Below are 26,172 nucleotides of genomic sequence, written 5' to 3'. Positions count from 1 at the left end.
AGATCGACACACTATCGCTCTCGGCCGGAGCACCAACGCGGACAACAACAAGGGACGACCACATGTCACAAGAAGACGAAATGCTCGGACTGCTCGAGGCCCTGCTGACCACGATGGAGCGCGGCGTAATCCCAAAAACGGAGGTCGGCGTCGCCGCCGGCAACAAGATCTTCGGCGCCGGTTTGCTGAGGAAGTCGGACCTGTCGGTCGTCCTCGTCGAGACCAACAACGAAACGGAGAACCCACTTTGGCACGGCGAGGTCCACACGCTGAAGCGGTTCTACGAAATCGCTGGAGCCGCTCGCCCCGACCCGCGTGACCTCATCTTCCTGTCGACACACGAACCGTGCTCCATGTGCCTTTCGGCGATCACCTGGGCGGGCTTTGACAATTTCTACTATTTCTTCAGCCACGAGGATTCGCGCGACTCCTTTTCGATCCCGCACGACCTCAAGATCCTCAAGGAAGTCTTCCTGTTGGAGCCGGGCGGCTACAACAGGAAGAACGCCTTCTGGAAAGGCCGGTCGATCGCTGATCTGATCGCCGGTATTCCGCAGCCCGACCGCTCGCGCTTCGAACTGCGCGCCGCGGCGATCAGGCAGAAATATGCTGACCTCTCGGCCACCTATCAGGCCGGCAAGGAAAGCAACGCCATTCCGCTGAACTAAAGTCTCGTCACGAGAACGTCGGGCAGGTCCGGATCAATCCTTGCGCTTTCGGCAATAGAGCTCCAGCCGGTGGCGCACCAGTTCGTAGCCGAGCTCGGCGGCGATCTCTGCCTGCAGCTGTTCGATCTTGTCGGATCTGAATTCGATCACTGCGCCGGTTTCGATGTCGATAAGATGGTCGTGATGCGGCGCATCCGCCGTCTCGAATCGGGCCGTTGCACTCTCGAAGGCATGGCGCTGCACGACCCCCTGCTGTTCGAGCGCCGACAAGGTCCGGTAGACCGTCGACAGCGAGACCGTTGCGTCGATTTCCTTTGCGCGGCGATGCAGTTCGCTGGCGTCGGGATGGTCCTCAGCTTCGGCCAAAATCTTCAGGATTGCAGCGCGTTGGCGCGTGACACGCACACCGCCGTCTCTGAGGATTCCTTCCAACTCCTCGATGCGATTCTTGTTCTGTTTCATCTGGCGACACTAGCCAAGGGCGATCTGTTTGAAAATAGCTAGTTGCAAATGGTTCTCATTTGCATTGACTTATGCAAATCATTCGCATAGGCATAGTTTGGGTCAACTTGAGGAGCGACGGATGATCGATTGCACGAGGCGTATGATTCTGGCGGCAGCAGCGGCGGCGGCCGCCCTTTCCTTCATTTCCGGCGCAGCGCTGGCCCAGGAAAAATTCAAGGCCGTCACCACCTTCACGGTGATTGCCGACCTGGCGCAGAATGTCGCAGGCGACGCGGCAATCGTCGAATCGATCACCAAGCCGGGCGCGGAGATCCACAACTACCAACCCACGCCGCGCGACATTCTGAAAGCGCACGACGCCAAGCTCATTCTCTGGAACGGGCTGAACCTGGAACTCTGGTTCGAAAAATTCTTCCAGAACTTCGACGACATTCCCGGCGTCGTCGTCTCGGAAGGCGTCGAGCCGATGGGGATCGCGGAGGGTCCGTACACCGGCAAGCCGAATCCGCATGCCTGGATGTCGCCCTCGGCAGCGCTGATCTATGTCGACAACATCCGCGATGCCTTCGTGAAATTCGACCCTCGGAACGCCGAGACCTACAAGGCGAATGCCGAAGCCTACAAGCGAAAGATCGAGGCGACCATCGCTCCGATCCGGGCGGAACTCGAGAAGATCCCGGCGGAAAAGCGCTGGCTCGTCTCGAGCGAGGGCGCCTTCAGCTACCTGATCCGCGACTTCGGCATGAAGGAGCTCTATCTCTGGCCGATCAACGCCGATCAGCAGGGCACCCCGCAGCAGGTGCGCAAGGTGATCGATGCCGTGCGCGCCAACAATATTCCGGTGGTCTTTTCCGAGAGCACGATCTCGCCGGATCCGGCCGAACAGGTGGCGCGGGAGACCGGTGCGAAATATGGTGGCGTGCTTTATGTCGATTCCTTGAGCGAGGCCCACGGTCCGGTGCCGACCTATATCGACCTGCTGCGTGTGACCTCCGAAACGATCGCGAAAGGTCTTTCGCAATGAACCTCCAGGTAAAGACGCGCGCCACGCCGGCGCCGGCATCAACGGACGAGGGCAGCGGCATCCGCGTCCGTGGCGCGACGGTGACCTATCGCAATGGCCACCGGGCGCTGCGCGACGCCTCCTTCGAGATCCCGACCGGCACGATCACGGGGCTCGTCGGCGTCAACGGCAGCGGCAAGTCGACGCTGTTCAAGGCGATCATGGGCTTCGTCAAGCTGGCGAAAGGCGAAATCTCGATCCTCGGGCTTTCGGTGCCGGCCGCGCTGAAGAGAAACCTCGTCGCCTATGTGCCTCAGGCCGAGGAAGTCGACTGGAACTTTCCGGTTCTCGTCGAGGACGTCGTGATGATGGGCCGCTACGGCCACATGAACATGCTGCGAATCCCTAAGAAAGTCGATCATGACGCGGTCGAGGCCGCCCTTGCGCGCGTCGGCATGAGCGACTTCCGCAAACGCCAGATCGGCGAGCTTTCCGGCGGCCAGAAGAAACGCGTCTTCCTCGCCCGCGCGCTGGCGCAGGATGGCCGCGTCATCCTGCTCGATGAGCCCTTCACCGGCGTCGACGTCAAGACTGAGGATGCGATCATTCGCCTGCTCATCGCCTTGCGCGACGAGGGCCGCGTGATGCTCGTCTCCACCCACAATCTCGGCAGCGTGCCGGAATTCTGCGACCGCACCGTGCTCCTGAAGAACACGGTGCTCGCCTACGGTCCGACGGCAACCACCTTCACCCGCGACAATCTCGAACTCGCCTTCGGCGGCGTGCTGCGTCACTTCGTGCTCGGGGGTGAAAGCCTGCACGACGACGCCGATCCGCGCCAGCTTGCCGTCATCAGCGACGACGAGCGCCCGCTCGTCATGTACGGCGCTCGGGACCGGATGGTGGCGCAGCCCGCAAAGCCGGAAACCGACCCTGAATCGGACGACAAATGATAGCGGCGCTCATCGAACCCTTCACCTACAGCTACATGCTGAACGCCATGTGGGTGAGCGCGCTCGTCGGCGCCGTCTGCGCCTTCCTCTCGGCCTACCTCATGCTCAAGGGCTGGTCGCTGATCGGCGATGCCCTCTCCCACGCGATCGTGCCCGGGGTCGCCGGCGCCTATATGCTGGGTCTCCCCTTCTCGCTCGGCGCCTTCTTTTCCGGCGCGCTCGCTGCGGGCACCATGCTGTTTCTGAACCAGCGCACGCGGCTGAAGGAAGACACGATCATCGGGCTCATCTTCACCTCCTTCTTCGGCCTCGGGCTCTTCATGGTGTCGCTGTCGCCAACCTCGGTGAACATCCAGACGATCGTGCTCGGCAACATCCTCGCCATCACGCCGGCCGACACGCTGCAGCTCGCCATCATTGGCATTGTCTCGCTCGCGATCCTCTGGGCGAAATGGAAGGACCTGATGGTGACCTTCTTCGACGAGAGCCACGCCCGTTCGATCGGCATCAACACGACCTTCCTGAAGGTCCTGTTCTTCACCCTGCTTTCGGCCTGCACGGTCGCAGCCCTTCAGACCGTCGGCGCGTTTCTCGTCATCGCCATGGTCGTGACCCCCGGGGCAACGGCCTATCTGCTCACCGACCGCTTTCCGAAGCTGATCGCTATCAGCGTGGCGATCGGTGCGCTGACAAGTTTTGTCGGCGCCTATGCGAGTTATTTCCTCGATGGCGCGACGGGCGGCATCATCATCGTGTTGCAGACGCTGATCTTCCTGCTCGCCTTCGTCTTTGCCCCGAAGCACGGGCTCATCGCCGCCCGTCGTCGCGTGTCCGAGGCGCTGGAGGCCGTACGATGATCTCGCTCGACATGCTTCTCGCCGTCTTCGAGTTCGAGTTCATGCGCAACGCGCTGGTGATCTCGGTCCTGGTCGCGATCCCGACGGCCATGCTCTCCTGCTTCCTCGTTCTCAAGGGCTGGTCGCTGATGGGCGACGCGATCTCGCATGCGGTCTTTCCGGGCGTTGTCATCTCCTACATCGTCGGCCTGCCGCTCGCCGTCGGTGCCTTTGCCGCCGGCATGTGCTGTGCGCTGCTCACCGGTTACCTCAAGGAAAACAGCCGCATCAAGCAGGATACGGTGATGGGCATCGTCTTTTCCGGCATGTTCGGTTTCGGCCTGGTGCTCTACACCAAGATCCAGAGCGACGTGCACCTCGATCACATCCTCTTCGGCGACATGCTCGGCATCGGCTGGCGCGACATTTTGGAAACGGGAATCATTGCGCTCGTTGCCGCCGGCATCCTCGGGCTCAAATGGCGCGACCTGCTGCTACACGCCTTCGATCCGGCCCAGGCGCGCGCGGTTGGTCTTCCGGTCGGATGGCTGCATTACGGCCTGCTTGCGATCCTGTCGCTGACGATCGTCGGGGCTTTGAAGGCCGTCGGCCTCATTCTTGCGATCGCCATGCTGATCGCCCCCGGTGCGATCGCCTTTCTGCTCACGCGCACATTCGGCGGCATGCTGATCGCCGCCGTGATCGTCGCGGTCTTCGCCTCCTTCTTCGGCGTCTACCTGTCCTTCTTCATCGACAGCGCACCGGCGCCGACCATCGTAATGCTGATGACGGCGATCTTCCTCGCCGCCTTCGCCTATTCCACCTGGAAAACGGCACGCCTTGCCGACTCATTGAATTCAAAGCCCCAGCGCCCTCATGAGTAAGTATCCACCCGGGCCACGCCGGAGCGGAAATACTCGTCCGGTCGCTCTCCAGTCAGGCGCTCATGTGCTTGTTGCCACCTCTTTGAGCGTGACATTCATTTCAGCGCCAAAGGTTTCGCGTCTTGGAATATCGGGACAAGCTGACGAGCAAGCTCTTCGCTCAACGTGCGCATATAGGTGGCTGTTACGTGATGCTTGTCGTAATAGACCTGCACATTGCCAATAACCGCAGGGCACATTTCGGCCGTGCAGAAATAATCGGAAAAGTCCAGAAAATGCAGGTTTTCCTCGAAGGAGACCGCGCGTGCCGGACTGATCGGAGCGAGCACCAATTCCCGCTGCACGGCGCATTTCGGCGAGAAGCGACCATTGATCTCCACGCATTCGGGGACGTCAAAGCCAAACCAGGGCGTGTCGCGCATTGCGACGACCGGAATTCCCGCCGCCGCCAGTTTCTCCCATTGCCGTTGATAACCAGCGGGAACTTCCTCGATGCCATCGACCACCCGCGTGGACGTGGTGAAAACCAGATCCGGCTTCGTCGACAACAATCTTTCCATCAACAGTTCGTTCCACTTGGTACAGGCGTCTCGATGTGCCGGCGCCTCGGAGGTCTCCTGCGAGCTCAGCGCGCAACTGCTCTTGGTGTAGGTGACAATTTTCCAGTCCGGATATCGCTGCAAGACGCCCTGCAGCGCCGGTAGCCAATGCACGCTGTGCGAGCCACCAACGAGCGCCAGAGTGTGGTTGGCCTCTCTCGGCCCGTAACTGCAACTGAGCAAGGCGGTTCCCTGTAGAGACTGGTGGCAGCCGTCCCGATAGGCGTCTGCATCGTCCCATTTTACGGTCATAGGTCCAGGATGGACGGGGATATCGCTCGAACCCGCCGCAAGCCCTTCGATCGCCGCACCGGGATAACGCTCGGCATCCGCGACGCGTAGCTGCTCCTCGGTCATGTTTTGACCGGCCTCTACTCTCCAGACGAACAGGCCCGCAGCGATTACGGCAAGGGCAACGATCGCCCCGAACGCTGTTTGCAACGGGCGGCCGTCATTCTTCCGCCCGCGAAAACGTGCCTCCACGAGCCGGGTTGTGAAATAGGAAAGGACGATGGAGACGAACAGGACGACCATGCCCTCTATGGGACCGGCCGAGGTTTGATAAGAGCAGGTGAGATAGAAGACCAGGATTGGCCAATGCCAGAGATAAAGGCCGTAGGATATGCCCCCGAGCCACACGAGCGGTCGCGCGGCCAGCAGTCTTGCGACACCGAACCGCAACGGCGGCCCATCGCCGGAAACAAGGATTGCTGCAGCGGCGAGCGTCGGCCAGAGGGCGGCGTAGCCGGGAAAGACAGTCGATATCTCAAGCAAGATGCCACAACTCAGAATCGCCGCGAAACCGATCCACCCGCCGATCGTCCGCTGCATTGGCGACAAATTGATACCGGGCAGCAGCAGGCGACTGATCCCGCCAAGCGCGAACTCCCAGATCCGCGCAAAGGTGTCGTAGTAGGCGAATGCCTGGTTCCGGGACGTACTGTAGATCGAGTAGGCAAGCGACAGTGCGAACACACTTGTGAGAAACGCCAACAGGTCGGCGCGCGAGGGGCGTCGCCTTATCGAGGTAAATACGGCAACACCCGCTGCTAGAATCAGCAGGCATTGGACCTGGGCTGACATTGCCCAGTAATGCTGGACCGGACTTCCCACCTCATCTCGTGCGAGATAGTCGATCGCCGCGGCCGCCAGAAACCAGTTCTCGATATATAGCGAGCTGGCCATAATCTGATGCATGCCGGTTTGCCATCGCATTCTCGGCAGCCAAAACGGCGCCGACATCGCGATCACGGCAAGCACCAAAAAGGACGCGGGCAGAAGTCGACGGGCCAACTTGGTGGCAAAGAGGATGAGATGCACGCGGTGCTTGGCTTCGGCCTGTTGCGCTAGCGATCCGATGAGCAGATAGCCGGAGACGATGAAGAACACATCGACACCACCAGAAACCCGGCCGATCCATATATGATATATCGCGACCAAAAGTACGCCGATTGCCCGCAAGCCCTGAATGTCGTCGCGCTGCGCGGCGCGAATATTCGGCTCAGCTATTAGTTTACGGGCGTGGTAATGAGGTCGGGATGCCAGGGCTGCGTCGGCAGAGCCTCGAAACCGCTTCGTAGATCCGGTCGCCAATCTGCGTCACTCTCTCGAGATCAAATTAGCCCATCCTGCATCAGCAGCTTAAAATGCTGCACCGCACAAAGTAATGTCAAGGCGAGGGGCCGGAGATACGGTTCACTTTCGGCATCGAGTGTCACAAAGGTTGATAAGTCTCCTGTCGATCAACCTCCGCGATCGCTATCTGTGCATCGTTTCAGACGCACAACATCGCCGCAGAACTTTGATTTTCTGCGTGGTTTGTCCTTAAAGCTGCGATTTAGGAAACATGCGATAGACCAGAACCTCAGCCGACGGCCGTGGAATAGCCGCTCTCGCGTCTCGATCCGTTGTGAGATTTCGGTATGAGTGCGGATCGGACGATGCCTCAGCCGCGCCGCGTCGCCTTCAATCTCTCCTCGTCGAGCGCGATGCCAAGGCCGGGCGCTTCGCCCAGTTCCAGCCAGCCGTTTTTGTGCCGCAGCGGAGCCGCCATCGGATAGTCGCGCCGCTGTTCGCTCCACTCCGGATTGTCGTAAGGGTATTCCAGCCACGGCGCATCACCCACCCCTGCCGTCAGATGGGCGTTCGCCAGAACGCCGATGCCATTGGTCCAGGAGTGTGGAGTGAACATCACCCCCGCCTCGCGCGCCTGCCAGGCGAGCCTACGGCAGCCGGTAATACCGCCGACCAGCGCCACGTCCGGCTGGATCACATCGAAGGCGCGCTCCTCGATGATGTCGCGGAATTCATAAAGCTCCCGTGTCATCTCGCCGCCGGCGATGCGCACGGAGGTCGCATCGCTCAACCGGCGCATGCCCTTGCGGTCGGAGCGATGCAGCGGCTCCTCCATCCAGTAGACCCCTAGGCGCTCCAGTTCCTTCGCGACCGCCAATGCGTCCTTGAAGGTCCAGGCAAGCGTCGTATCCCAGGGCATGCGCCAGCCCTGATTGCAGTCGACCATCAGTTCCAGCCGGTTGCCGACGCGGGTCTGGATCGCCTCCAGCGCCCGCACATCCTCCCGCCAGCCGTCGCGCCCGCCGGCGGAGGAGGTGAAGCGGACCTTCATTGCCGGAAAACCCTCCTCCAGATAGCTTTCGGCCTGGGCCGCCATCGCGCCGGGATCACGAAGCACGCCGGAAGAGGCATAAAGGCGCACCCGGTCCGCCCGACCGCCCAGCATGCGCCAGACGGGCTCGCCAACGATTTTGCCTGCGAGGTCCCAGAGCGCCAGATCCATCGGCCAGCAGCGGCCATAGTGGAAGTTGATATGCGACAGCACCTCATAGTGCCGCTCGAGATGGCGCGGATCCTCGCCGACGAAGAGGCCTTCGTGGCCCTCGAAGCCTTTCATCAGGTCACCCGAGCCGATGCCCTCGCGGCCTTCGTCGTCGCGCACCCGGACGATCGTCGCGTCGAACTGTTTGCGCGGGCGCCCGTCCCAGCTTGCCTTGAACAGCGGATCGAGCGGCAGGCGGTGGTGGGTGATCTCGATGGAAACGATCTTGCTCATGGCTCCTCCGATCCGCCTCCTTGTTCTTACGTCCTGCAAGTGCCTAACCAAACTGCTGCCAGATGGTCTTGTAGTCGCAGTATTTGTCGATCGCGTGCACAGAACGGTCGCGACCGAAGCCGGACTGCTTAAAGCCGCCGAAGGGTGTCGCGAAACTCGACATGTCGTAGGTGTTGATCCACACCGTGCCCGCGTGGATCGCTTCCGAAAAGCGATGCGCCCGATCCATGTCGCGGGTGAAGACGGCGCCCGCCAGTCCGTAGACCGTGTCATTGGCGATCCTCAGCGCCTCCGCTTCCGTTTCGAAGGGAATGGCGGCGAGCACCGGTCCGAAGATTTCCTGGCGCGCGAGCTTCATGTCGTTCGTCACGTCCACGAAGACGCCCGGCGAAACATAATAGCCTCCGGTTTCGTCCATCACGCGTTCGGCACCAAAGACACGGCGTCCCCCCTCCTTCTCGCCAGCGGCGATCATCGAAAGCACCTTTTTCATGTGGTCTTCCTCGATCAGCGCGCCGATCTGCGCCGAAGGGTCGAGCGGATGGCCGAGCGTGATCTCGCGTCTGGTCACCGCCTGGATCTTTTCGATCAATGCTTCCTGCACCGAACGCTGGACAATCAGCCTCGTCGCTGCGTGGCAGGTTTCGCCGGAATTGTAGAAGCAGCCCCAGGCCGCCGCACTCGCGGCGGCATCGAGATCGGCGTCCTCGAAGACGACGAGTGGCGACTTGCCGCCGAGTTCCAGCGCCACGCGCTTGACGTTCGACTGCGCCGCATAGCCCATGATCAGCTTGCCGACTTCGGTCGAGCCGGTAAAGGCGATCATGTCGACGTCCGTGTGTAGCGCCAGCGGTTTGCCGGCCTCCTCGCCGTAGCCGGTAACGACGTTGAACACACCCGTCGGCAGCCCCGCTTCGATCGCGAGTTCCGCAAGTCGGATGGCGGAGAGCGAGGACTGTTCGGCCGGCTTCAGCACGACCGAATTGCCGGCCGCGATCGCCGGCCCGAGCTTCCAGGCGTCGATGATCAGCGGATAGTTCCACGGCGTGATCGCTCCGACGACGCCGAGCGGCACTTTCCGCACCAAGGCACGCGCATTCGGTCCCGTCGGCGCGATCTCGTCATAGAGCTTGTCGATCATCTCGCCGTAATACTGCATGCCGTCGGCTGCGAGCCGGACATCGACATTTAGCGATGCCATGATCGGCTTGCCGACGTCGAGCGTTTCCAGCAGCGCAAGCTCCTCGCCGTGCTGCCGGATGAGATCCGCCCATTTGAGCATGATCTTCTTTTTCTCCAGCGGTTCCTTCTTGCGCCAGGTGCCGCTCTCGAACGCGGCGCGGGCGGCCGCGACAGCCGCATCGACATCGGCGCCGCCACCGCGGGCGAGTTCCGCGCCCGGCTTTCCATCCATCGGCCGGGCGCGCGTGAAGGTCGCGCCGGACGCCGAGGGCCCGTGCGCGCCGTCGATAAAGTGCCGTCCCTCAGGCTTCAGTCCCGCCAAAAGGTTTTCCCAATAGGCGCGTGTATATTCCTGGGTCATCTCATTATCCTTTCGCCAGCGCCATCATCGTCGCCGCGAACCGGTCGATATCGACATCGGTCACCTCGCGGATCGTCGAGTGGCGCATAGGCCGGTTTTCCAGGGCCTTCATTTCGCGAGCAAGATTGGCCGCGGAAAAGGCGTCGAAGGCCTTCGGCAGCGCGCGGTCAACGCCGCAGCGGTCCATCAGATCGGAGACGAAGGCCGGAAGGTCGCCTGGCTCATCGAGGCCACAGGCCCTTGCCGCACGGTTGAGATCCGCCGTGTTCGCTTCCACAAGCCAACCGATCGTCGCTTCGAAGCCAAGCGCGGTGGCAAGCCCGTGATGCACCGGAGCGAGCCCGGCCAGCGCATGACTGATGTTGTGGGCAATCGCCGTGCCGCAGTTGTCGATGGCAATGCCGGCGTAACAGGAACCGAGCAGCACCTTGCCGCGGACTTCCAGATTGGCGGGTTCCCTGACTGCCGTTTCCAGAGCGCCGGTGATCAGCCGCAGCGCCTCATGAGCGTAGAACTGGGCGCCAGTATGCGTGTTGCGGTTGGTCGCCGCCTCGAAAGCGTGGACGAACGCATCGAGTCCGCACCAGGCGGTGAGACTGGCGGGCAGGCTCACCGTTAGCGATGGATCGAGAAGCACGAGATCGGCCTTGGTCTCCGCCCCCCAGATCCAGAGCTTCTTGCCTTCCGGCCCGGAGAAGATGTTGGTGGCGGAGGTCTCCGATCCCGTGCCGGCGGTCGTCGGCACCAGGATCTTCTTCAAGGGATCTTTCGGCAGCGGATTGGCGGCGAGCGCATAGTGCATAGGATCCCGGCCCGAGGCGGCGCAGCAGGCAACGATCTTGGCGATGTCGAGCGCCGAGCCGCCGCCGATGCCGATCACGAGATCGGATCCCGTCACCGTTTCAAGTGCCGCATGAAGGTGAGCGAGTTTCGGCTCTCCGGTGAAATCGGAGAAGATGCAGGCGGGGATGTCCTCCCGCTCGACGGCTTTGGCAATGCTTTCGGCCAGCCCGGATTTTGCGAGGAAGCCATCGATGACAATGGTCGCGCGCCGCGCTCCAAGCCCCTTCACGGCCTGGCCGATCGCCTGATGAATATTGTCTCCGAAGCGGATTTCCGGAATGAAGGAGGTGGAGAACTGCACGGGTCGTGTTCCTGGCTGGCCTTTGTCGCGGCTTTACCCTGCAACACAATCTGATATTTTCAAATCCGGTGAATTTTCAGCCTTTTTGATAACCTGAAGTCATGGAAAACCGTCTGCTCGATCGCATCCCGCTGGAAGCCTTCCGCGTCTTCGACGCCGCCAGCCGGCACATGAACTTTTCCCGTGCCGGGCGGGAGCTCAACATCACCCAGGCGGCCGTTAGTCGGCGCATCAAGACGCTTGAGGACCATCTGGGCAGTCCGCTGTTCAGCCGTCGCGGCAAAAACCTGGAACTGACACCGCAGGGAGAACGGCTTTTCCAGCGGGTACGGGCCTCGCTCGACTATCTGGAGGAAAGCCTCGAACCTTTCCGCGGCGCCGGCGGCCAGGTGATCTCCATCGCCGCCAGCGGCTCGGTCTCCCACCTCTGGCTCGGCACGCGGCTGCGCGAATTCGGCAAGGAGAACCCGGGCATCTCGATCCGTCTCCTGACGACCGACAGCCCGTCCGAACTTGCTTCGGAAAACAACGATCTGGTCATCCTCTATTCGACCGGAGATCATCCGCGCTGGTCGCTGACCTTGCTGATGGCCGAAGAGCTGGCGCCGGTGGCCTCGCCCGAATACCTCGCCGCCAGGGGCCTCGACGCGCCCGAGCTGCGGCCAGAAACCATCGCGACGCTCGATCTCATCGACTACGACCGCTTCAATGCCCACTGGATTTCGTTCCAGAACTGGTTCGAGCGGATCGAGCCCTCCCGGCACGGCGCGAAGCCGCGTCCGAAATATACGTTCTCGACCTATGTGATGGCGATCGATGCGGCACTGCGCGGCGACGGCGTGGCGCTCGGCAGCCTCGGCCTGGTGCGGGAACATCTCAACGATGGCCGACTAGCTATGCTCGGCCAACGCAGCCTCGCCTCCGGCTACGGCTATTATCTCGGGCTGCCGCGCAACCGGCCGTCGACGGACGAGGTGCTTCGCCTCCATGCAGCACTGAGCAGGCCGGCATGAACGGCGTCCCTCATATGGACGGGCGGCTCCGGTGCAGTGAACCTTTGGCTGCGTGCTCTACCGCGCTCACGATTTGCGTCAGCCGGGCGCTTTTCAAGACGGAGCGCTGACACCAGATGGAGAAGAAGCAAAAAGGCCGTTCCGGCATCGCCTTTTTCTTCCTTGCCGTGGGGCTCGTCTTCACGGCGATCCTCGCGACCGTTCTCCTTGCCAACGAGCAGCGCAACCTAAAACAACTCCTCACGGTTGCCGGATTGCCGACGACATTCTTGGAGGAGGCGAAGCAGGAGACGAAGCAAGCCGAGCCGGTGCGCGAATTCCGCAAGAAGCCGGAGCCGCCGCGTGTGTTGCTGCCGGCCCGAACCTTTGAGGATCTGAATACACCAGAACAGCAGTTTCTGCGCGAGATCCGCAGCGACCCGCGCGCGCTTTGCGAAGGCCTGCGCCAAGCGGGCTTTCGTGAACTCGAGTGGAAATCTGCGGAGAGTGGCCGGTGGGAATGCTCGTCGCTCGTGCCGTTTGCCCGACCTGGCGAAGACACCCCCTCGTCGATCTTCATCTTCGTCAAAGGCAATGGCGAAGACGAGATCACCTCGTTTCGCGTGAAGCTGAACATCGAACGCCCCAATGACACGCAGGCCGTCACCAGCGCCGCCGCAAAAGCCGCCTCGGTCTTCCTGACGCAGGTCCGCTGGGCGGATAGCGAAGGCATCGCCCTGCGGCTCCAGGCGCTCAAGGAATTTGACCTCAAACGCTTCGGCAGCCGCATCCAGTTCAAGCAGGAATCGGGCGACGTTCCCCGCTACAATTTCCTCGCCAATCAAGCGGCGCGGTCAAGACCGAAGAGCATCGCCGAACTCTTTTTCGATCGCGGCAAGTGGCTCACCCCGGGCGACGGTTCAGCGGTTTCCGTCGTGCGCGGTCCGACAGCCTGGAACGTGCCGGACGCAGTGTCTGAGCCAAGCGGTGCGTCTCGATCCGCGAGCGAACAGCCGGAGCATTGAAATGCCAGAGCTCAGCGGTCGATGCGGGTGGAAAGAATGATCGACGACAGCGTCTTTTCGACCCCGTCGATTTCCCCGATGCGATCGATCAGCAAGTCGAGCTCGCTGATCGAGGTGGCCGCGACGATTGCAATGAGATCGAAACTGCCGCTGACGGAATGCAGCGTGCGGATCTCGCGGATGGCGCCAAGTTCGGGAGTGACCCGGCTCAACGCCCGCGGCGCGATGGTGATCAGCACATGCGCTTTCACCAGGCCTTTTTCGTAGACTTCCGAAAGCCGCACGCCATAACCGGCGATCACGCCCTCGCGCTCCAGCCGCTCGATCCGCGCCTGTACCGTCGTGCGAGAAAGCCCAAGCCGGCGCGCGATCGTCGCCGTCGGCATGCGTGCATTCTCGCTCAGGATGGCCAGAAGTTCGCGGTCCTTGCCGGTCACTTGCATATCGTCGATCCATTTTGGCGAATTGCCGAATATTGATTGGCGATTTAGCCATACTGACGCTTCAAATCAACGCATCCCGGGAGGAAAATGGGTCTGAAGCTCATACCCTGGGGAAAAGAATGAAAGACATTGTTGTCATCGGTGCCGGCAAGATCGGCTCCACCATCGCTCGCATGCTGGCGCACACCGGCGACTATCGCGTCTGCGTTGCCGATCGCAGCGCCGAGCAGCTGCAACAGGTCGAAAAGCACGACGCCATTTCGACCGCGACCATCGACATCGGCGACAGGAAGGCGCTCGTCGGTCTGCTGACCGGCAAGTTTGCGGTGCTGAGCGCCGCTCCGTTCCACCTGACGGTCGCCATCGCCGAGGCCGCTGCCGAAGCCGAAATCCACTATCTCGACCTGACCGAAGACGTCGAATCGACCCGCCAGGTCAAGGCGATCGCAGCCAAGGCGAAAACCGCCTTCATCCCGCAATGCGGCCTTGCGCCCGGCTTCATCTCGATCGTCGCCAACGATCTGGCTAAGCGCTTCGAGACGCTCGAAAGCGTACGGATGCGTGTCGGCGCCTTGCCGCAATATCCGTCGAATGCGCTCAACTATAACCTGACCTGGAGCACGGACGGCGTCATCAACGAATATATCGAGCCTTGCGAAGCGATCGTCGAAGGTTCGCTGATCGAAGTCCCGGCGATGGAGGAGCGTGAGGAATTCTCGCTCGACGGCGTCACCTACGAGGCCTTCAACACCTCCGGCGGCCTCGGCACGCTCTGCGAAACCCTGAAGGGCAAGGTCCGCACGCTGAACTACAAGACCATCCGCTATCCCGGCCATGCCGCCATCTTCAAGGCGCTCCTGAACGACCTCGGCCTGCGCCACCGCCGCGAGGTGCTGAAGGACATTCTGGAGAACGCCCTGCCGTCCACCACGCAGGACGTCGTCGTCATCTTCGTCACGGTCTCCGGTTTCCGCGAAGGCCGGCTGGTCCAGGAGACTTACGCCAACAAGGTCTATAGCGGCGTCGTCGCCGGACGCATGCAGAGCGGTATCCAGATCACCACGGCAGGCAGCATCTGCGCCGTTCTGGACATGCTCGCCGAGGGTAAGATCGCGTCGAAGGGTTTCATCCGCCAGGAAGACATAGCGCTCGACGCTTTCCTTGCCAACCGCTTCGGCCACTACTACGCGCAGAAGCACGAGACGAATCGCGCCGCAAGCTGAGCTTTCGTCGACGCGAAACGCGCGTGGCGTTTTGCCCGCGCGTCCACAGAATGAAACACATAAATGCCCGGATCAACTCCGGGCATTTTTCGTTCACGGCGGAAATCTTGGACAGGAAGCGCTCGGACTCCGCCTCGCAGCACTCCCAAGCCTGGGTGTCGGTGATTGCAGATCGGTCCGCCGGGACGAATTCCCTCACCTGCCGGCCATCTTCTCGCCGCAAGTGGAGCGAAGGAGCTCGCAGCAAGCGCCAGCTCAAAGTTCCCTCTCCCGGCCTACAGAGAGAGGGGATGAGGGGCAGTCGCCCCGCGCAAGCAAATCGAGCCGCCGCTCCCTTGACAGCTTCGAACGCCGCCATGGCCAATGGCGTTGACTAAACACGAAAAACCCCGCTCGAGGCGGGGTTCGATAGGCATTATCCCTTGTCGGGATGTCCCTTTCAGGCCGGTATGACGATCTCCCCGAGCTTCGTCAGCTCGGCGATGAATTGTTCGAGACGAGTCTTCTTCTCGTCGCCGGCGCCCTCCAGTTCAGCGCGAACTGCTTCGATGCGATTCTCCAACACCGTCGGATCGAGTTCGTCGACGTGGACGGCGGACTCGGCAAGCAGCGTGCAGCCGGTCGGCAGGATATCGGCGAAGCCGCCGAAAACCGCAAAGCGTTCGGTCTTGCCGTCAGCCGTTCTCACGGTAACAACGCCCGGCTTGACGGTCGTCATCGTCGGCGCGTGATTGGCCATCACGGTCATCTCGCCCTCGGTTGCAGGGATGACGACTTCCGTCACCTTTTCCGAAAGCAGCAGGCGCTCGGGGGAAACAAGTTCAAAATTGAAACTGTCGGCCATGACCATTCACTTCTGGTGCGCGCGCCACCAAGTCGGCGGCGGCTGTGCATGTTCTCTGCCGCTCCCCGCGGCAGGATGAAAACCGCGGCGCGAAACGCCCGCGCCACGGTTCACGATGCTGATTAAGCGGCTTCGGCAGCCAGCTTCTTTGCCTTCTCGATCGCTTCGTCGATGGAGCCGACCATGTAGAAAGCGGCTTCCGGCAGGTGGTCGTATTCACCGTCGACAAGGCCCTTGAAGCCCTTGATCGTGTCTTCGAGCGCGACCAGCTTGCCCGGCGAACCGGTGAAGACTTCGGCGACGAAGAACGGCTGCGACAGGAAGCGCTCGATCTTCCGGGCGCGGGCAACCGCCAGCTTGTCCTCTTCGGAAAGCTCGTCCATGCCAAGGATGGCAATGATGTCCTGGAGCGCCTTATAGCGCTGCAGCGTCGACTGCACCTTGCGCGACACTTCATAGTGCTCTTCGCCGACGATCATCGGGTCGAGCATGCGGGAGGTCGAGTCGAGCGGGTCCACGGCCGGGTAGATGCCCTTTTCGGCGATCGAACGCGACAGAACGGTTGTTGCGTCGAGGTGGGCGAACGAGGTCGCCGGCGCCGGGTCGGTCAAGTCGTCAGCCGGAACGTAGATGGCCTGAACCGAGGTGATCGAGCCCTTGGTCGTCGTGGTGATGCGTTCCTGCATCGCGCCCATGTCGGTCGCGAGCGTCGGCTGATAACCCACGGCCGAAGGAATACGGCCGAGCAGAGCGGACACTTCCGAACCCGCCTGGGTGAAGCGGAAGATGTTGTCGACGAAGAAGAGAACGTCCTGGCCCTCATCACGGAACTGTTCAGCGACCGTAAGACCGGTGAGCGCGACGCGAGCGCGGGCGCCCGGCGGTTCGTTCATCTGGCCGTAAACGAGAGCAGCCTTGGAGCCTTCGCCGCCACCGTGCTTGTTCACGCCCGATTCGATCATTTCGTGGTAAAGGTCGTTGCCTTCGCGGGTACGTTCACCAACGCCTGCGAATACCGAGTAACCACCGTGCGCCTTGGCGACGTTGTTGATCAGTTCCATGATCAGAACGGTCTTGCCGACGCCTGCCCCGCCGAAGAGGCCGATCTTGCCGCCCTTTGCATAGGGAGCGAGCAGGTCGACGACCTTGATGCCGGTAACGAGGATCTGCGCTTCCGTGGACTGCTCGACATAAGCCGGTGCTTCCTGGTGGATCGCGCGGCGTCCGGAAGTTTCCAGCGGACCGGCTTCGTCGACCGGCTCGCCGATGACGTTCATGATACGGCCGAGGGTTTCCTTGCCGACCGGAACCGAGATCGGGCCGCCGGTATCGGTGACCGACTGGCCGCGAACCAGACCTTCGGTCGAGTCCATGGCGATCGTGCGGACGGAGTTTTCACCGAGATGCTGCGCGACTTCGAGAACGAGGCGGTTGCCCTTGTTGTCGGTTTCCAGCGCGTTCAGGATCTGCGGGAGTTGACCTTCCTCGAAAGCGACGTCGACGACGGCGCCGATAACCTGCGTGACGCGACCGACAGCGCCGGTAGCCGCAACGACTGTCTTGGCGGAAGCTGCCTTACGCGGTGCAGCGGGCTTCTTCGCCGCTGCGGTTTCTTTCGGGGTAGCTGCCTTAGCCATAATTCTTACCCTCTTTCGTAACCTTAGAGCGCTTCCGCGCCAGAGATGATTTCAATGAGTTCCTTGGTGATCTGCGCCTGCCGCTGACGGTTGTAGTTGAGCGTCAGCTTGTTGATCATCTCACCGGCATTGCGCGTCGCATTGTCCATGGCGCTCATCTTGGCGCCCATTTCGCCTGCCACGTTCTCGAGCAGAGCCCGGAAGATCTGCACCGAGATGTTGCGCGGGATGAGATCGGTCAGGATGGCGCCCGCGTCCGGCTCGTATTCGTAGATCGCCGATGCGTCCGCAGTCTCGGCAGCGGATACATCGCCAGCCGACGCCGGGATGAGCTGCTGCGCGGTCGGAACCTGCGAAATCACGGACTTGAACTCGGAGTAGAACAGCGTGCAAACATCGAACTCGCCCTTCTCGAAGAGCCCGATGACCTTGTGTCCGATCTGATCGGCGTTTTCGAAGCCGATCTTCTTGACCTCACGCAGGTCGACACGGTCGATGATCAGCGACGCGAATTCCCGCCGCAGGATATCGAAGCCCTTCTTGCCGACGCAGATGATCTTCACGGTCTTGCCGGCCAGAAGCAGCTTGCGCACATGATCGCGGGCAAAACGCGCGATCTGCGAGTTGAAGCCGCCGCAGAGGCCGCGTTCCGCCGTGCAGACGATCAGGAGATGCGTATCGTCCCTGCCGGTTCCCGTCATCAGCCGCGGCGCGCTGTCGTCCGCACCAACCGCCTGGGCGATATTGGCGAGAACGGCAGCCATACGCTGCGAATAAGGCCGGGCGGCCTCGGCCGCCTCCTGCGCACGCCGAAGCTTCGCCGCGGCGACCATCTTCATCGCCTTGGTGATCTTCTGCGTCGCCTTGACGGAGGCGATCCGATTTTTCAGATCCTTAAGTGAAGGCATCCGTTGTCCGTCCTAAATGAAACCCGCTCAGGCGAAAGACTTGGCGAAGCTGTCGATTGCAGCCTTCAGCTTGCCCTTGGTGTCGTCGGAAATCGCCTTTTCCGTGCGGATCGTCTCCAGCACGTCCTTGCCTTCCGAACGCAGGTAGGAAAGCAGGCCCTGCTCGAACTTGCCGACCTCATTGACCGGCAGCTTGTCGAGGTAGCCGTTGACGCCTGCGAAGATCACCGCGACCTGCTCTTCCGTCTTCAGCGGCGAGAACTGCGGCTGCTTCAGGAGTTCGGTCAGGCGGGCGCCGCGGTTGAGGAGGCGCTGCGTCGCGGCATCGAGGTCCGAGCCGAACTGCGCGAAGGCCGCCATTTCACGGTACTGGGCGAGTTCGCCCTTGATCGAGCCTGCGACCTGCTTCATCGCCTTGATCTGCGCCGAGGAGCCGACGCGCGAAACCGACAGACCGACGTTAACCGCCGGACGGATGCCCTGGTAGAACAGGTCGGTTTCAAGGAAGATCTGGCCGTCGGTGATCGAGATCACGTTGGTCGGAATGAACGCGGAAACGTCGTTGCCCTGCGTTTCGATGACCGGCAGAGCCGTCAGCGAGCCGGCGCCCTTGTCGTCGTTGAGCTTTGCAGCGCGCTCCAAGAGGCGGGAATGCAGGTAGAAGACGTCGCCCGGGTAAGCTTCGCGGCCCGGCGGGCGGCGCAGAAGCAGCGACATCTGACGGTAGGCGACGGCCTGCTTGGAAAGGTCGTCGTAGCCGATAAGCGCATGCTTGCCGTTGTCGCGGAAGTATTCACCCATTGCGCAGCCGGCGAACGGAGCGAGATACTGCATCGGAGCCGGATCGGAGGCGGTAGCAGCAACGATGATCGAATACTGCAACGCGCCGCGCTCTTCGAGAACCTTCACGAACTGCGCGACGGTCGAACGCTTCTGGCCGATAGCGACGTAGACGCAGTAGAGCTTGTCCTGCTCCGGGCCGTTGTCGTGGATCGGCTTCTGGTTCAAGAAGGTGTCGAGGATGATCGCGGTCTTGCCGGTCTGGCGGTCGCCGATGACGAGCTCGCGCTGGCCGCGGCCGACCGGGATGAGGGCGTCGATCGCCTTGAGACCGGTCGACATCGGCTCGTGAACCGACTTGCGCGGAATGATGCCCGGAGCCTTGACGTCAACGCGGGCGCGTTGCTTGGCGTTGATCGGGCCCTTGCCGTCGATCGGGTTGCCGAGCGCGTCGACGACGCGGCCGAGCAGCTCCGGACCAACCGGGACGTCCACGATGGCGCCGGTCCGCTTGACGGTGTCGCCTTCCTTGATGTCACGGTCGGAACCGAAAATAACCACACCGACGTTATCGGCTTCGAGGTTCAGCGCCATGCCGCGAATTCCGCCCGGGAATTCGACCATCTCGCCTGCCTGTACGTTGTCCAGGCCGTAGACGCGGGCGATACCGTCACCGACGGAAAGCACCTGGCCGACTTCGGAGACTTCTGCTTCCTGGCCGAAATTTTTGATCTGATCTTTGAGAATTGCGGAAATTTCCGCGGCGCGGATATCCATCAGCCGACCTCTTTCAGTGCAAGCTTAAGGGTAGAGAGTTTGGTGCGAAGGGAGGTGTCAATCTGGCGGGACCCGACCTTGACGATCAGACCTCCAAGAATAGACGGGTCGACGGTGACGTTGACCGCCACGTCTTTGCCGGTGACGCCCTTGAGCGTCGCCTTCAATTCAGTTTCCTGCGCCGGGGTAAGCGCATGGGCCGACGTGACGTCGGCAGAGATTTCACCACGATGGCGCGCGGCGAACAGGCGGAACGCCTTGATGACGCCTGGCAGCACAAAGAGGCGGCGATTGCGCGCGACAACCTTGAGGAAGTTGCCGACCAGCCCGGAAAAACCGGCCTTCTCCACGATCGCGGATATAGCCTTGAACTGGTCGTCGGCAGAAAAGACAGGGCTGACGATCAGCCGCTTGAGGTCGTCGCTCCCGTCGATCAGCGCCTGGACGCGATCGAGGTCGGCGCCGATCGCTTCGATTGAACCGGCTTCGAGGGCGAGTTCGAAGAGCGAGGACGCATATCTTTCTGCAACACCGGAAATAAGCTGGGATGTGTCTGCCACGGGCACAAGCTTCTCTCAAATTCATCCAAGAACGTCAGCTGCGGCGAACCGCTGACTTAACATCTTGAATTTGCTGCAATAACTCGCAGGATATCGAGGCCGTTACGACCCAATTCCCCCGCAATTCGCGGTTCGTCTAGCATAGGATGTTTGGACTCGCAACACGCCAACGGCAGGAATGCGGCATAAGTCGACCCTGCGGGGCGAATTTTGCCGTAAATCCCGAACGGAACGTCGAAATCGTGCCGACGCGCGTCAGATCAGCCCGAAAACGTAAGCAAGCGGCAGGATCGCAAGCACCGCCTGAATGGCAAGGGCGATCCAGTTGAAAAGTGTCCCGCCGTTGTCGCTCATCATCGACAGGATCCGCCCGAAGGCGGCGAGCGAGAAGGCGGCGCCGACGGCGAGATAGACCATCGGCTGGGCGAGCAGGATGGCGCCGAGGCCGAGGCCGAGATGCATGCCGCCCATGGTGGAGCGGGCTTCCGCAAGCCCGCCGCGGCGCCCTTCGGCAATGCCGATGCCGGCCGCGCGAAAGGCAAGGCGCGGCGCAAAGAGCATGACGAGGCCGATGAGCGCGGCGGCCGCCGCCGCGCAGAATGCCAGCAACTCCCCGGTTTCCGTCGGAATGTAGAGCTCCATGCCGTCCCCGCTGATGAAATCATCCCATTGCGTCGCGTGGTTCTTTGCAAGCGCCGCGCCGGGGAGGTCTAGCGCATGTCGTCGCCGATGTGAATCCGGTCCGTGCCGTTCACGCCATCGATCACAGAAAACTCTGGGGATCAGAGAAAACTCTGGGGATCGATGTCGAGTTGCACGCTGATCGATCCCCTCTCTTTCGGCCCGCCGGCAATCATCGCTTTGACAAAGGCTTGCATGTCGCTGTTGCGCCGCCCGTGCACGAGCAACCGGAATCGGTGCCGCCCCCGGATGAGCGCCAGCGGCGCCTCGGCCGGGCCGAGAATTGCAATGCCGTCGACGCGTGGGGCAGCCATGCGCAAGCCGCGCGCATGGCTCTCGGCGTCGTTACGCGAGTCGGCCGAAACGATGATCGAGGCAAGCCGACCGAAGGGCGGCAGCGCAGCGCGCTCCCTTTCATTGATCTCGCGCTCGTAGAACGCGTCCGAATCACCGGAAACGATCGCCTGCATGACCGGGTGCTGCGGCTGATAGGTCTGCAGCAGGCCAAGGCTCTTCAGGCCCGTCCGCCCGGCGCGACCCGTGACCTGCGAGAGAAGCTGGAACGTCCGCTCCGCCGCGCGCGGATCGCCGTTGGCGAGGCCGAGGTCGGCGTCGACGATCCCGACCAGCGTCATCATCGGAAAATTATGGCCCTTGGCGACGAGCTGCGTGCCGATGACGATATCGGCCTCGCCGCGCGCGATCGCCTCCAGCTCCAGCCTCAGTCGTTTGACGCCCATGAGATCGGACGAGAGTACGATCGTCCGGGCCTCGGGAAAATGCCGCTCGACCTCCTCGGCAATACGCTCGACGCCTGGGCCGCAGGCAACCAGATGATCGAGCGTGCCGCATTCGGGGCAGGCTTCCGGCGTCCGCTCCGAATAGCCGCAGTGATGGCACTGGATCTGGCCGCGGAAGCGATGCTCGACGAGCCAGCTCGAGCAGTCCGGGCACTGGAAGCGATGGCCACAGACGCGGCAGAGCGTCAGCGGTGCATAGCCGCGCCGGTTCAAAAACAGGAGCGCCTGTTCGCCGCGGCCGATCGCCTTGCCGACCTGGTCGAGGAGTACCGGCGAGAGAAAGCCGCCGCGCTCGGGCGGATGGCGGCGCATGTCGACGACGCCGAGATGCGGCAGCGCCGCATCGCCGAAGCGCGTCGGCAGGTGGATCGGCCTGTAGCGACCCATCTCGCCGTTGACGCGGCTTTCGACGGACGGCGTTGCCGAGACCAGCACGACCGGAAAGTTGCTGATCCTGCCGCGTACGACCGCCATGTCGCGGGCATTGTAGAAGACGCGGTCCTCCTGCTTGTAGGCGGGATCATGCTCCTCGTCGACGATGATCAGGCCCAGGTCCTCGAAGGGCAGGAACAGGGCCGAGCGGGCGCCCGCGACCACACGCACCTGGCCCGTCGTCACCTGTCGCCACACCTTCTCGCGCGTTCGCGGTGCGAGGTCCGAATGCCATTCGGCCGGCTTCGAACCGAAGCGGTCCTGGAAGCGTTCGAGGAAGCTTGCCGTGAGCGCGATTTCCGGCAGCAGGATCAGCACCTGCTTGCCGGCACGCAAGGTCGCGGCGATCGCCTCGAAATAGACCTCGGTCTTGCCGGAGCCTGTAATGCCGTCGATGAGGGAAACGGAGAACTTTTCCTCTTCCACCGCTCTCAGCAGATCGGCTGCAGCGTCCTTCTGCGCGCCCTCCAGCCGGGGAGCGGCGAAATCCGGATCGGGCAGGGCGACAACGGGCGGCGGCGGCATGAAGACGGTTTCGAATACGCCCTGTGCGGTAAGACCGTCGACGACGCTCGAGGAAACGCCCGCCGCATGCGCGAGCCCGGATCGCGTCCAGGAAAAACCGTCGCTCGCCGCCGCGATGACGCGTTCACGCGCCGAGGTTATGCGCTCCGGCCGCAGGTCCGTGAGGCGCAGCGCTTCCACCATCGGCTCGGGATCGAAAGCCGCCGGCGCGCGCAATGCCATTCGTGCGACAAGGCCGGGCGGTGTCACCGTATAGGCCGCCACCCAGTCGAGAAAGGCGCGCATGTCGCCCGTCAGCGGCGGACAGTCGAAAACTTTCTCGATCTGCTTCAGTTTCCTTGGATCGACCGTGCCGTCATCGGCACCGTCCCAGACGACGCCCACAACCAGGCGCGGCCCGAGCGGCACCTGCACGATCGATCCTGGCTCGACTGCCATGCCGTCCGGCACCACATAGGAATAGGCCTTCGCCGCCGGCATCGGCACCAGGACAGGCGCGACGCGGCGTTCAACTACGGCCCCGAATAAATCGGTTGAATCAAGAGTCATTTTGCCGTGACCTTGCCACCGCTTTCAGTTAAAGAAAACTGCGCAGCGAACCGCTGCCTTGTGGATAGCAGGGTTTGTCACGGTTCCATCAGAGTTTCAACGCGCGCGGTTTCTGCCCGCGGATTTTCCGCCCGGCAGATATGCGCCCGAACGGCAATCATGCCCCAAGGGAGACACCTCCATGAAATTTTTCGTTGATACCGCCGATGTGAAGGAAATCCGGGAACTGAACGACCTCGGCCTGCTCGACGGCGTCACCACCAACCCCTCGCTGATCTTGAAGTCGGGCCGTGACATCGTCGAAGTTACCAAGGAAATCTGCTCGATCGTCGACGGCCCGGTTTCGGCAGAGGTGACGGCGACCGAATACAGCGAGATGATGAAGGAAGCGGCGGCCCTCTCCAAGATTGCCGACAATATCTGCATCAAGGTGCCGCTGACGCTCGACGGCCTCAAGGCCTGCAAGGCGCTGACTTCGGACGGCCACCAGACGAATGTGACGCTCTGCTTCTCCGCCAACCAGGCGCTGCTTGCCGCCAAAGCCGGCGCGACCTTCGTCTCGCCCTTCATCGGCCGCCTCGACGACATTGCCTTCGACGGCATGGATCTCATCCGTGAAATCCGCCACATCTTCGACAACTACGGCTACGAGACGGAAATCCTTGCCGCCTCGGTGCGCACGGTCAACCACGTCAAGGAAGCAGCCCTCATCGGCGCCGACGTCGTCACCGCGCCGCCGGCAACACTGAAGGCGCTCGTCAAGCATCCGCTGACCGACAAGGGCCTGGAAATGTTCCTCGCCGATTGGGCGAAGACCGGCCAGAAGATCGGCTGATCAAGCTACAGAAATCCGAAAGGGCCTCGCAGCGATTGCGGGGCCCTTTTCTATTCGTCGTCCATGAGGCCGGTAAGGCGCATCCCGTCGATCCAGGTCGCGCCGTCCCTGCGGATCACCCGCCGCGGCCGAACGCCGCAGCGCTCCTGCACCGCCGGTGCCAGCCTTTCGGAATGCGTGACGATCCAGATCTGGCTTTCGCGCGACGCGCTCGCGATCATGTCGGCCAGCGCCGGCAGCATATCCGGATGAAGGCTCGTCTCGGGTTCGTTAAGCGCGATGAAGCGCGGGCGACGGTAAGAGAGCGGCGCGGCAGCGAGCGCCAGGAATCGCATCTGGCCGTCGGAGAGCTCCCGGGGCGAAAACGGCCGGTGCGGGAAATCCGGAAAGACGAGCGAAAATTCGGCGAACTGCCCCGGATGCGGCACGTCGAGCCGCGCCCTGCCAAAGGCGTCGGCAACTGCTCGGTCGAGATCGACCGTATCTTCGCGTGTGTGATAGAGCGTCGCGAAGACAGCGGCCATGTTGGCGCCGTCCTCTTCGAGCATCGGCGCAGTCACCGCAAGGCACGGCGCGCGCAAGGGCGAATCGCGATCCGTTCGAAAACCGTGGAAGAAGCGCAAAAAGCAAATCCAGCCGCCGCCTCTGGCGGCTTCAGGCCAGCCTCGATCCGATAGTGGAACGTCATTGCGCGCTCTTCATCGATCAATTCGGCATCGAAGCGGATGCGAACCGGCTTCCCAGCACGACGCGAACCGCTCCACAAGGCGGAAGACATTCCCCCTTCCCGGGCGATCTCGTGCGCCAGACGGCCGCGCACCGCGGACTGCACCAGTTGCAACGCCCGGTAGAGATTGGACTTCCCGACGCCGTTCTCGCCCGATGAAAAGGTTGACATCCGCCAGATCCATGCGGATCGACCTGAGCGAGCGGTAGTTCTCGGCAAACATCGAGCGGAGCAGCATGGAAGAGGCTTAGCGCATCCGCCGCACAACCAGAACCGTCAGAACAGAATTTTTTCCAGAGCCTGACGTGGGTCGAACACAGCATCGCTGTCTGCAGCGAGTTCGTAGACCGTATGCCTTTCCAGCGCACGCGTGACATCCGCCGGATCGCCGTCAAGTGCTTCGGGCGCGATCAGATTGCCGATGCGGAAATCGAAAAGGTCGCCCTTCTTGTTCAGAAGCTCATGGAACACCGTCATGTCGCGCAGTTCCGTCGACCATTTGGCGAACCAGTAGAAGAGACCGGAATTGCGCGCGCTCATATGCACCGGCAGGATCGGGAGGCCGTATTTGCGCGCGAAGCCGACGGCAGAGCTTTTCCATGGACGTTCATTGAGCCGTCCATCGGCCCAATAGGCGATGCGGCCTGAAGGGAAAAGCACGGTTGCCTTGCCCTCTTCAATGGCGCGATTGGTGACCTGCAACGTTTCGCGGGCCTTGAGCTTGCTCTTGTATTCTTCGCGCCATTCGACCGGAATGACCATCTCGACGAAGCGAGGATTGACCCGAATCGCATCTCGATTGGCGAAGAACATCATATCCGGGCGACGGGACTTCAGGAGATCGAAGACCGCGATGCCATCGGCAATGCCGGTCGGATGGTTGCTGACCAGGAGAAAGCCGCCGGACGACGGGATGCGCTCAGCCTTGTCGACGCGAACGTCCAGCGAAAGCAGCGAACTCAAGTGCTCGAACGCTTGGAAACCAGGCATGTTGGCGACGGAGTCGGCGAACTCGATCGCCTTGCGATAGTTGAGCAGCGTGTAGAGAAAGGGCCGCATCACCGGCCACAACGGATGCCGGACGATCTTCTTGCCGCGCTCGGCAATCAGCGTGTCGACGATATGGCCGGGCTGCCCTTGTGAAACCAGAGCAATGGCCTCAGCAAAGTGCGCGAATCCGTCCCCCATATCCCGTCTCGCCATAGTCCCATCCGCGTTTGCTGATCGACCATCGCAGTTCAATATGATCGAACAATGACAAATTCCAAG

The 26,172-nt window shown here is 62.0% G+C and carries 23 protein-coding genes and 1 pseudogene; 9 read left to right on the top strand and 15 right to left on the bottom strand.

Annotated features, from left to right (window positions below; genetic code table 11):
- Positions 1–62 precede the first annotated feature (62 nt).
- Positions 63–668, top strand: a complete 606-nt coding sequence (locus QN219_RS25765; RefSeq protein ID WP_284002954.1) for a nucleoside deaminase — start codon at positions 63–65, stop codon at positions 666–668.
- 33 nt (positions 669–701) lie between these two features.
- Here QN219_RS25765 and QN219_RS25760 read toward each other — a convergent pair whose 3' ends face one another.
- Positions 702–1,130, bottom strand: coding sequence for a Fur family transcriptional regulator (locus tag QN219_RS25760; RefSeq protein ID WP_284002953.1), 429 nt, complete (start codon positions 1,128–1,130; stop codon positions 702–704).
- Positions 1,131–1,251: 121 nt separating this feature from the next.
- On the opposite strand from QN219_RS25760, the gene QN219_RS25755 reads away from it, so the two are divergent.
- The 4 genes from QN219_RS25755 to QN219_RS25740 are packed head-to-tail and all read left to right on the top strand — an operon-like array spanning position 1,252 to position 4,809.
- Positions 1,252–2,157 (top strand): metal ABC transporter substrate-binding protein, encoded by a 906-nt coding sequence (locus tag QN219_RS25755; RefSeq protein WP_284002952.1) that lies wholly within the window; start codon positions 1,252–1,254, stop codon positions 2,155–2,157.
- Positions 2,154–3,089, top strand: a complete 936-nt coding sequence (locus tag QN219_RS25750) for a manganese/iron ABC transporter ATP-binding protein (RefSeq protein WP_284002951.1) — start codon at positions 2,154–2,156, stop codon at positions 3,087–3,089. The genes QN219_RS25755 and QN219_RS25750 overlap by 4 nt, the downstream gene beginning before the upstream one ends.
- Positions 3,086–3,946, top strand: a complete 861-nt coding sequence (locus tag QN219_RS25745; RefSeq protein ID WP_284002950.1) for a metal ABC transporter permease — start codon at positions 3,086–3,088, stop codon at positions 3,944–3,946. The genes QN219_RS25750 and QN219_RS25745 overlap by 4 nt, the downstream gene beginning before the upstream one ends.
- Complete coding sequence (locus QN219_RS25740; protein ID WP_284002949.1) at positions 3,943–4,809, top strand: metal ABC transporter permease; 867 nt, start codon at positions 3,943–3,945, stop codon at positions 4,807–4,809. The genes QN219_RS25745 and QN219_RS25740 overlap by 4 nt, the downstream gene beginning before the upstream one ends.
- Before the next feature lie 95 nt (positions 4,810–4,904).
- Here QN219_RS25740 and QN219_RS25735 read toward each other — a convergent pair whose 3' ends face one another.
- The 4 genes from QN219_RS25735 to QN219_RS25720 all read right to left on the bottom strand — a co-directional run bounded on the left by QN219_RS25735 (position 4,905) and on the right by QN219_RS25720 (position 11,165).
- Positions 4,905–6,869, bottom strand: coding sequence for an acyltransferase family protein (locus QN219_RS25735; RefSeq protein WP_405052265.1), 1,965 nt, complete (start codon positions 6,867–6,869; stop codon positions 4,905–4,907).
- 484 nt (positions 6,870–7,353) lie between these two features.
- On the bottom strand, positions 7,354–8,478 hold the full coding sequence (locus tag QN219_RS25730; protein WP_284002947.1) for a mandelate racemase/muconate lactonizing enzyme family protein: 1,125 nt from the start codon (positions 8,476–8,478) through the stop codon (positions 7,354–7,356).
- A 43-nt stretch (positions 8,479–8,521) separates the two neighbouring features.
- On the bottom strand, positions 8,522–10,021 hold the full coding sequence (locus tag QN219_RS25725; RefSeq protein ID WP_284002945.1) for an aldehyde dehydrogenase: 1,500 nt from the start codon (positions 10,019–10,021) through the stop codon (positions 8,522–8,524).
- Positions 10,022–10,025: 4 nt separating this feature from the next.
- Positions 10,026–11,165, bottom strand: coding sequence for an iron-containing alcohol dehydrogenase (locus QN219_RS25720; RefSeq protein ID WP_284002944.1), 1,140 nt, complete (start codon positions 11,163–11,165; stop codon positions 10,026–10,028).
- A gap of 101 nt (positions 11,166–11,266) precedes the next feature.
- Between QN219_RS25720 and QN219_RS25715 the strand changes: the two genes are divergently transcribed.
- Positions 11,267–12,178: a LysR substrate-binding domain-containing protein gene (locus QN219_RS25715; protein WP_284002943.1), complete on the top strand. Its 912-nt coding sequence runs from the start codon at positions 11,267–11,269 to the stop codon at positions 12,176–12,178.
- Positions 12,179–12,294: 116 nt separating this feature from the next.
- Positions 12,295–13,182, top strand: a complete 888-nt coding sequence (locus QN219_RS25710) for a DUF6030 family protein (protein ID WP_284002942.1) — start codon at positions 12,295–12,297, stop codon at positions 13,180–13,182.
- 11 nt (positions 13,183–13,193) lie between these two features.
- On the opposite strand, the gene QN219_RS25705 is transcribed toward QN219_RS25710, so the two are convergent.
- Positions 13,194–13,625: an Lrp/AsnC family transcriptional regulator gene (locus QN219_RS25705; RefSeq protein ID WP_284002941.1), complete on the bottom strand. Its 432-nt coding sequence runs from the start codon at positions 13,623–13,625 to the stop codon at positions 13,194–13,196.
- 119 nt (positions 13,626–13,744) lie between these two features.
- Here QN219_RS25705 and QN219_RS25700 point away from each other — a divergent pair, with 119 nt between their 5' ends.
- Entirely contained in the window at positions 13,745–14,848 is a 1,104-nt protein-coding gene (locus tag QN219_RS25700) for a saccharopine dehydrogenase family protein (protein WP_284002940.1), read from the top strand.
- Between the two features lie 439 nt (positions 14,849–15,287).
- Here the strand turns inward: QN219_RS25700 and QN219_RS25695 are convergent, their stop codons facing one another.
- The 7 genes from QN219_RS25695 to QN219_RS25665 form a co-directional block, all read right to left on the bottom strand.
- Complete coding sequence (locus tag QN219_RS25695) at positions 15,288–15,692, bottom strand: F0F1 ATP synthase subunit epsilon (RefSeq protein ID WP_284002939.1); 405 nt, start codon at positions 15,690–15,692, stop codon at positions 15,288–15,290.
- A 122-nt stretch (positions 15,693–15,814) separates the two neighbouring features.
- A complete protein-coding gene (atpD, locus tag QN219_RS25690) occupies positions 15,815–17,329 on the bottom strand; it encodes a F0F1 ATP synthase subunit beta (RefSeq protein ID WP_173508843.1) in 1,515 nt (504 codons plus the stop codon).
- A gap of 23 nt (positions 17,330–17,352) precedes the next feature.
- Positions 17,353–18,237, bottom strand: coding sequence for a F0F1 ATP synthase subunit gamma (locus tag QN219_RS25685; RefSeq protein WP_173508842.1), 885 nt, complete (start codon positions 18,235–18,237; stop codon positions 17,353–17,355).
- Positions 18,238–18,264: 27 nt separating this feature from the next.
- Complete coding sequence (atpA, locus tag QN219_RS25680) at positions 18,265–19,794, bottom strand: F0F1 ATP synthase subunit alpha (RefSeq protein ID WP_173508841.1); 1,530 nt, start codon at positions 19,792–19,794, stop codon at positions 18,265–18,267.
- Positions 19,794–20,360, bottom strand: coding sequence for a F0F1 ATP synthase subunit delta (locus tag QN219_RS25675; RefSeq protein ID WP_173508840.1), 567 nt, complete (start codon positions 20,358–20,360; stop codon positions 19,794–19,796). The genes atpA and QN219_RS25675 overlap by 1 nt, the downstream gene beginning before the upstream one ends.
- A 249-nt stretch (positions 20,361–20,609) precedes the next feature.
- Complete coding sequence (locus QN219_RS25670; protein ID WP_173508839.1) at positions 20,610–20,996, bottom strand: DUF4345 domain-containing protein; 387 nt, start codon at positions 20,994–20,996, stop codon at positions 20,610–20,612.
- Positions 20,997–21,136: 140 nt separating this feature from the next.
- On the bottom strand, positions 21,137–23,341 hold the full coding sequence (locus QN219_RS25665) for a primosomal protein N' (RefSeq protein ID WP_284002938.1): 2,205 nt from the start codon (positions 23,339–23,341) through the stop codon (positions 21,137–21,139).
- Between the two features lie 181 nt (positions 23,342–23,522).
- Here QN219_RS25665 and fsa point away from each other — a divergent pair, with 181 nt between their 5' ends.
- Positions 23,523–24,176, top strand: a complete 654-nt coding sequence (gene fsa, locus QN219_RS25660; protein ID WP_136508991.1) for a fructose-6-phosphate aldolase — start codon at positions 23,523–23,525, stop codon at positions 24,174–24,176.
- A 50-nt stretch (positions 24,177–24,226) separates the two neighbouring features.
- On the opposite strand, the pseudogene QN219_RS25655 reads toward fsa, so the two are convergent.
- Both QN219_RS25655 and QN219_RS25650 read right to left on the bottom strand, forming a co-directional pair.
- A pseudogene (locus tag QN219_RS25655) lies at positions 24,227–25,141 on the bottom strand (AAA family ATPase).
- A 38-nt stretch (positions 25,142–25,179) separates the two neighbouring features.
- Positions 25,180–26,106, bottom strand: coding sequence for a GNAT family N-acetyltransferase (locus QN219_RS25650; RefSeq protein WP_284002937.1), 927 nt, complete (start codon positions 26,104–26,106; stop codon positions 25,180–25,182).
- Positions 26,107–26,172 lie beyond the last annotated feature (66 nt).

It is taken from the genome of Sinorhizobium sp. 8-89 (assembly GCF_030124325.1).
Taxonomy (GTDB): Bacteria; Pseudomonadota; Alphaproteobacteria; order Rhizobiales; family Rhizobiaceae; genus Sinorhizobium.
This window is presented reverse-complemented; position numbering and strand designations above follow the sequence as displayed.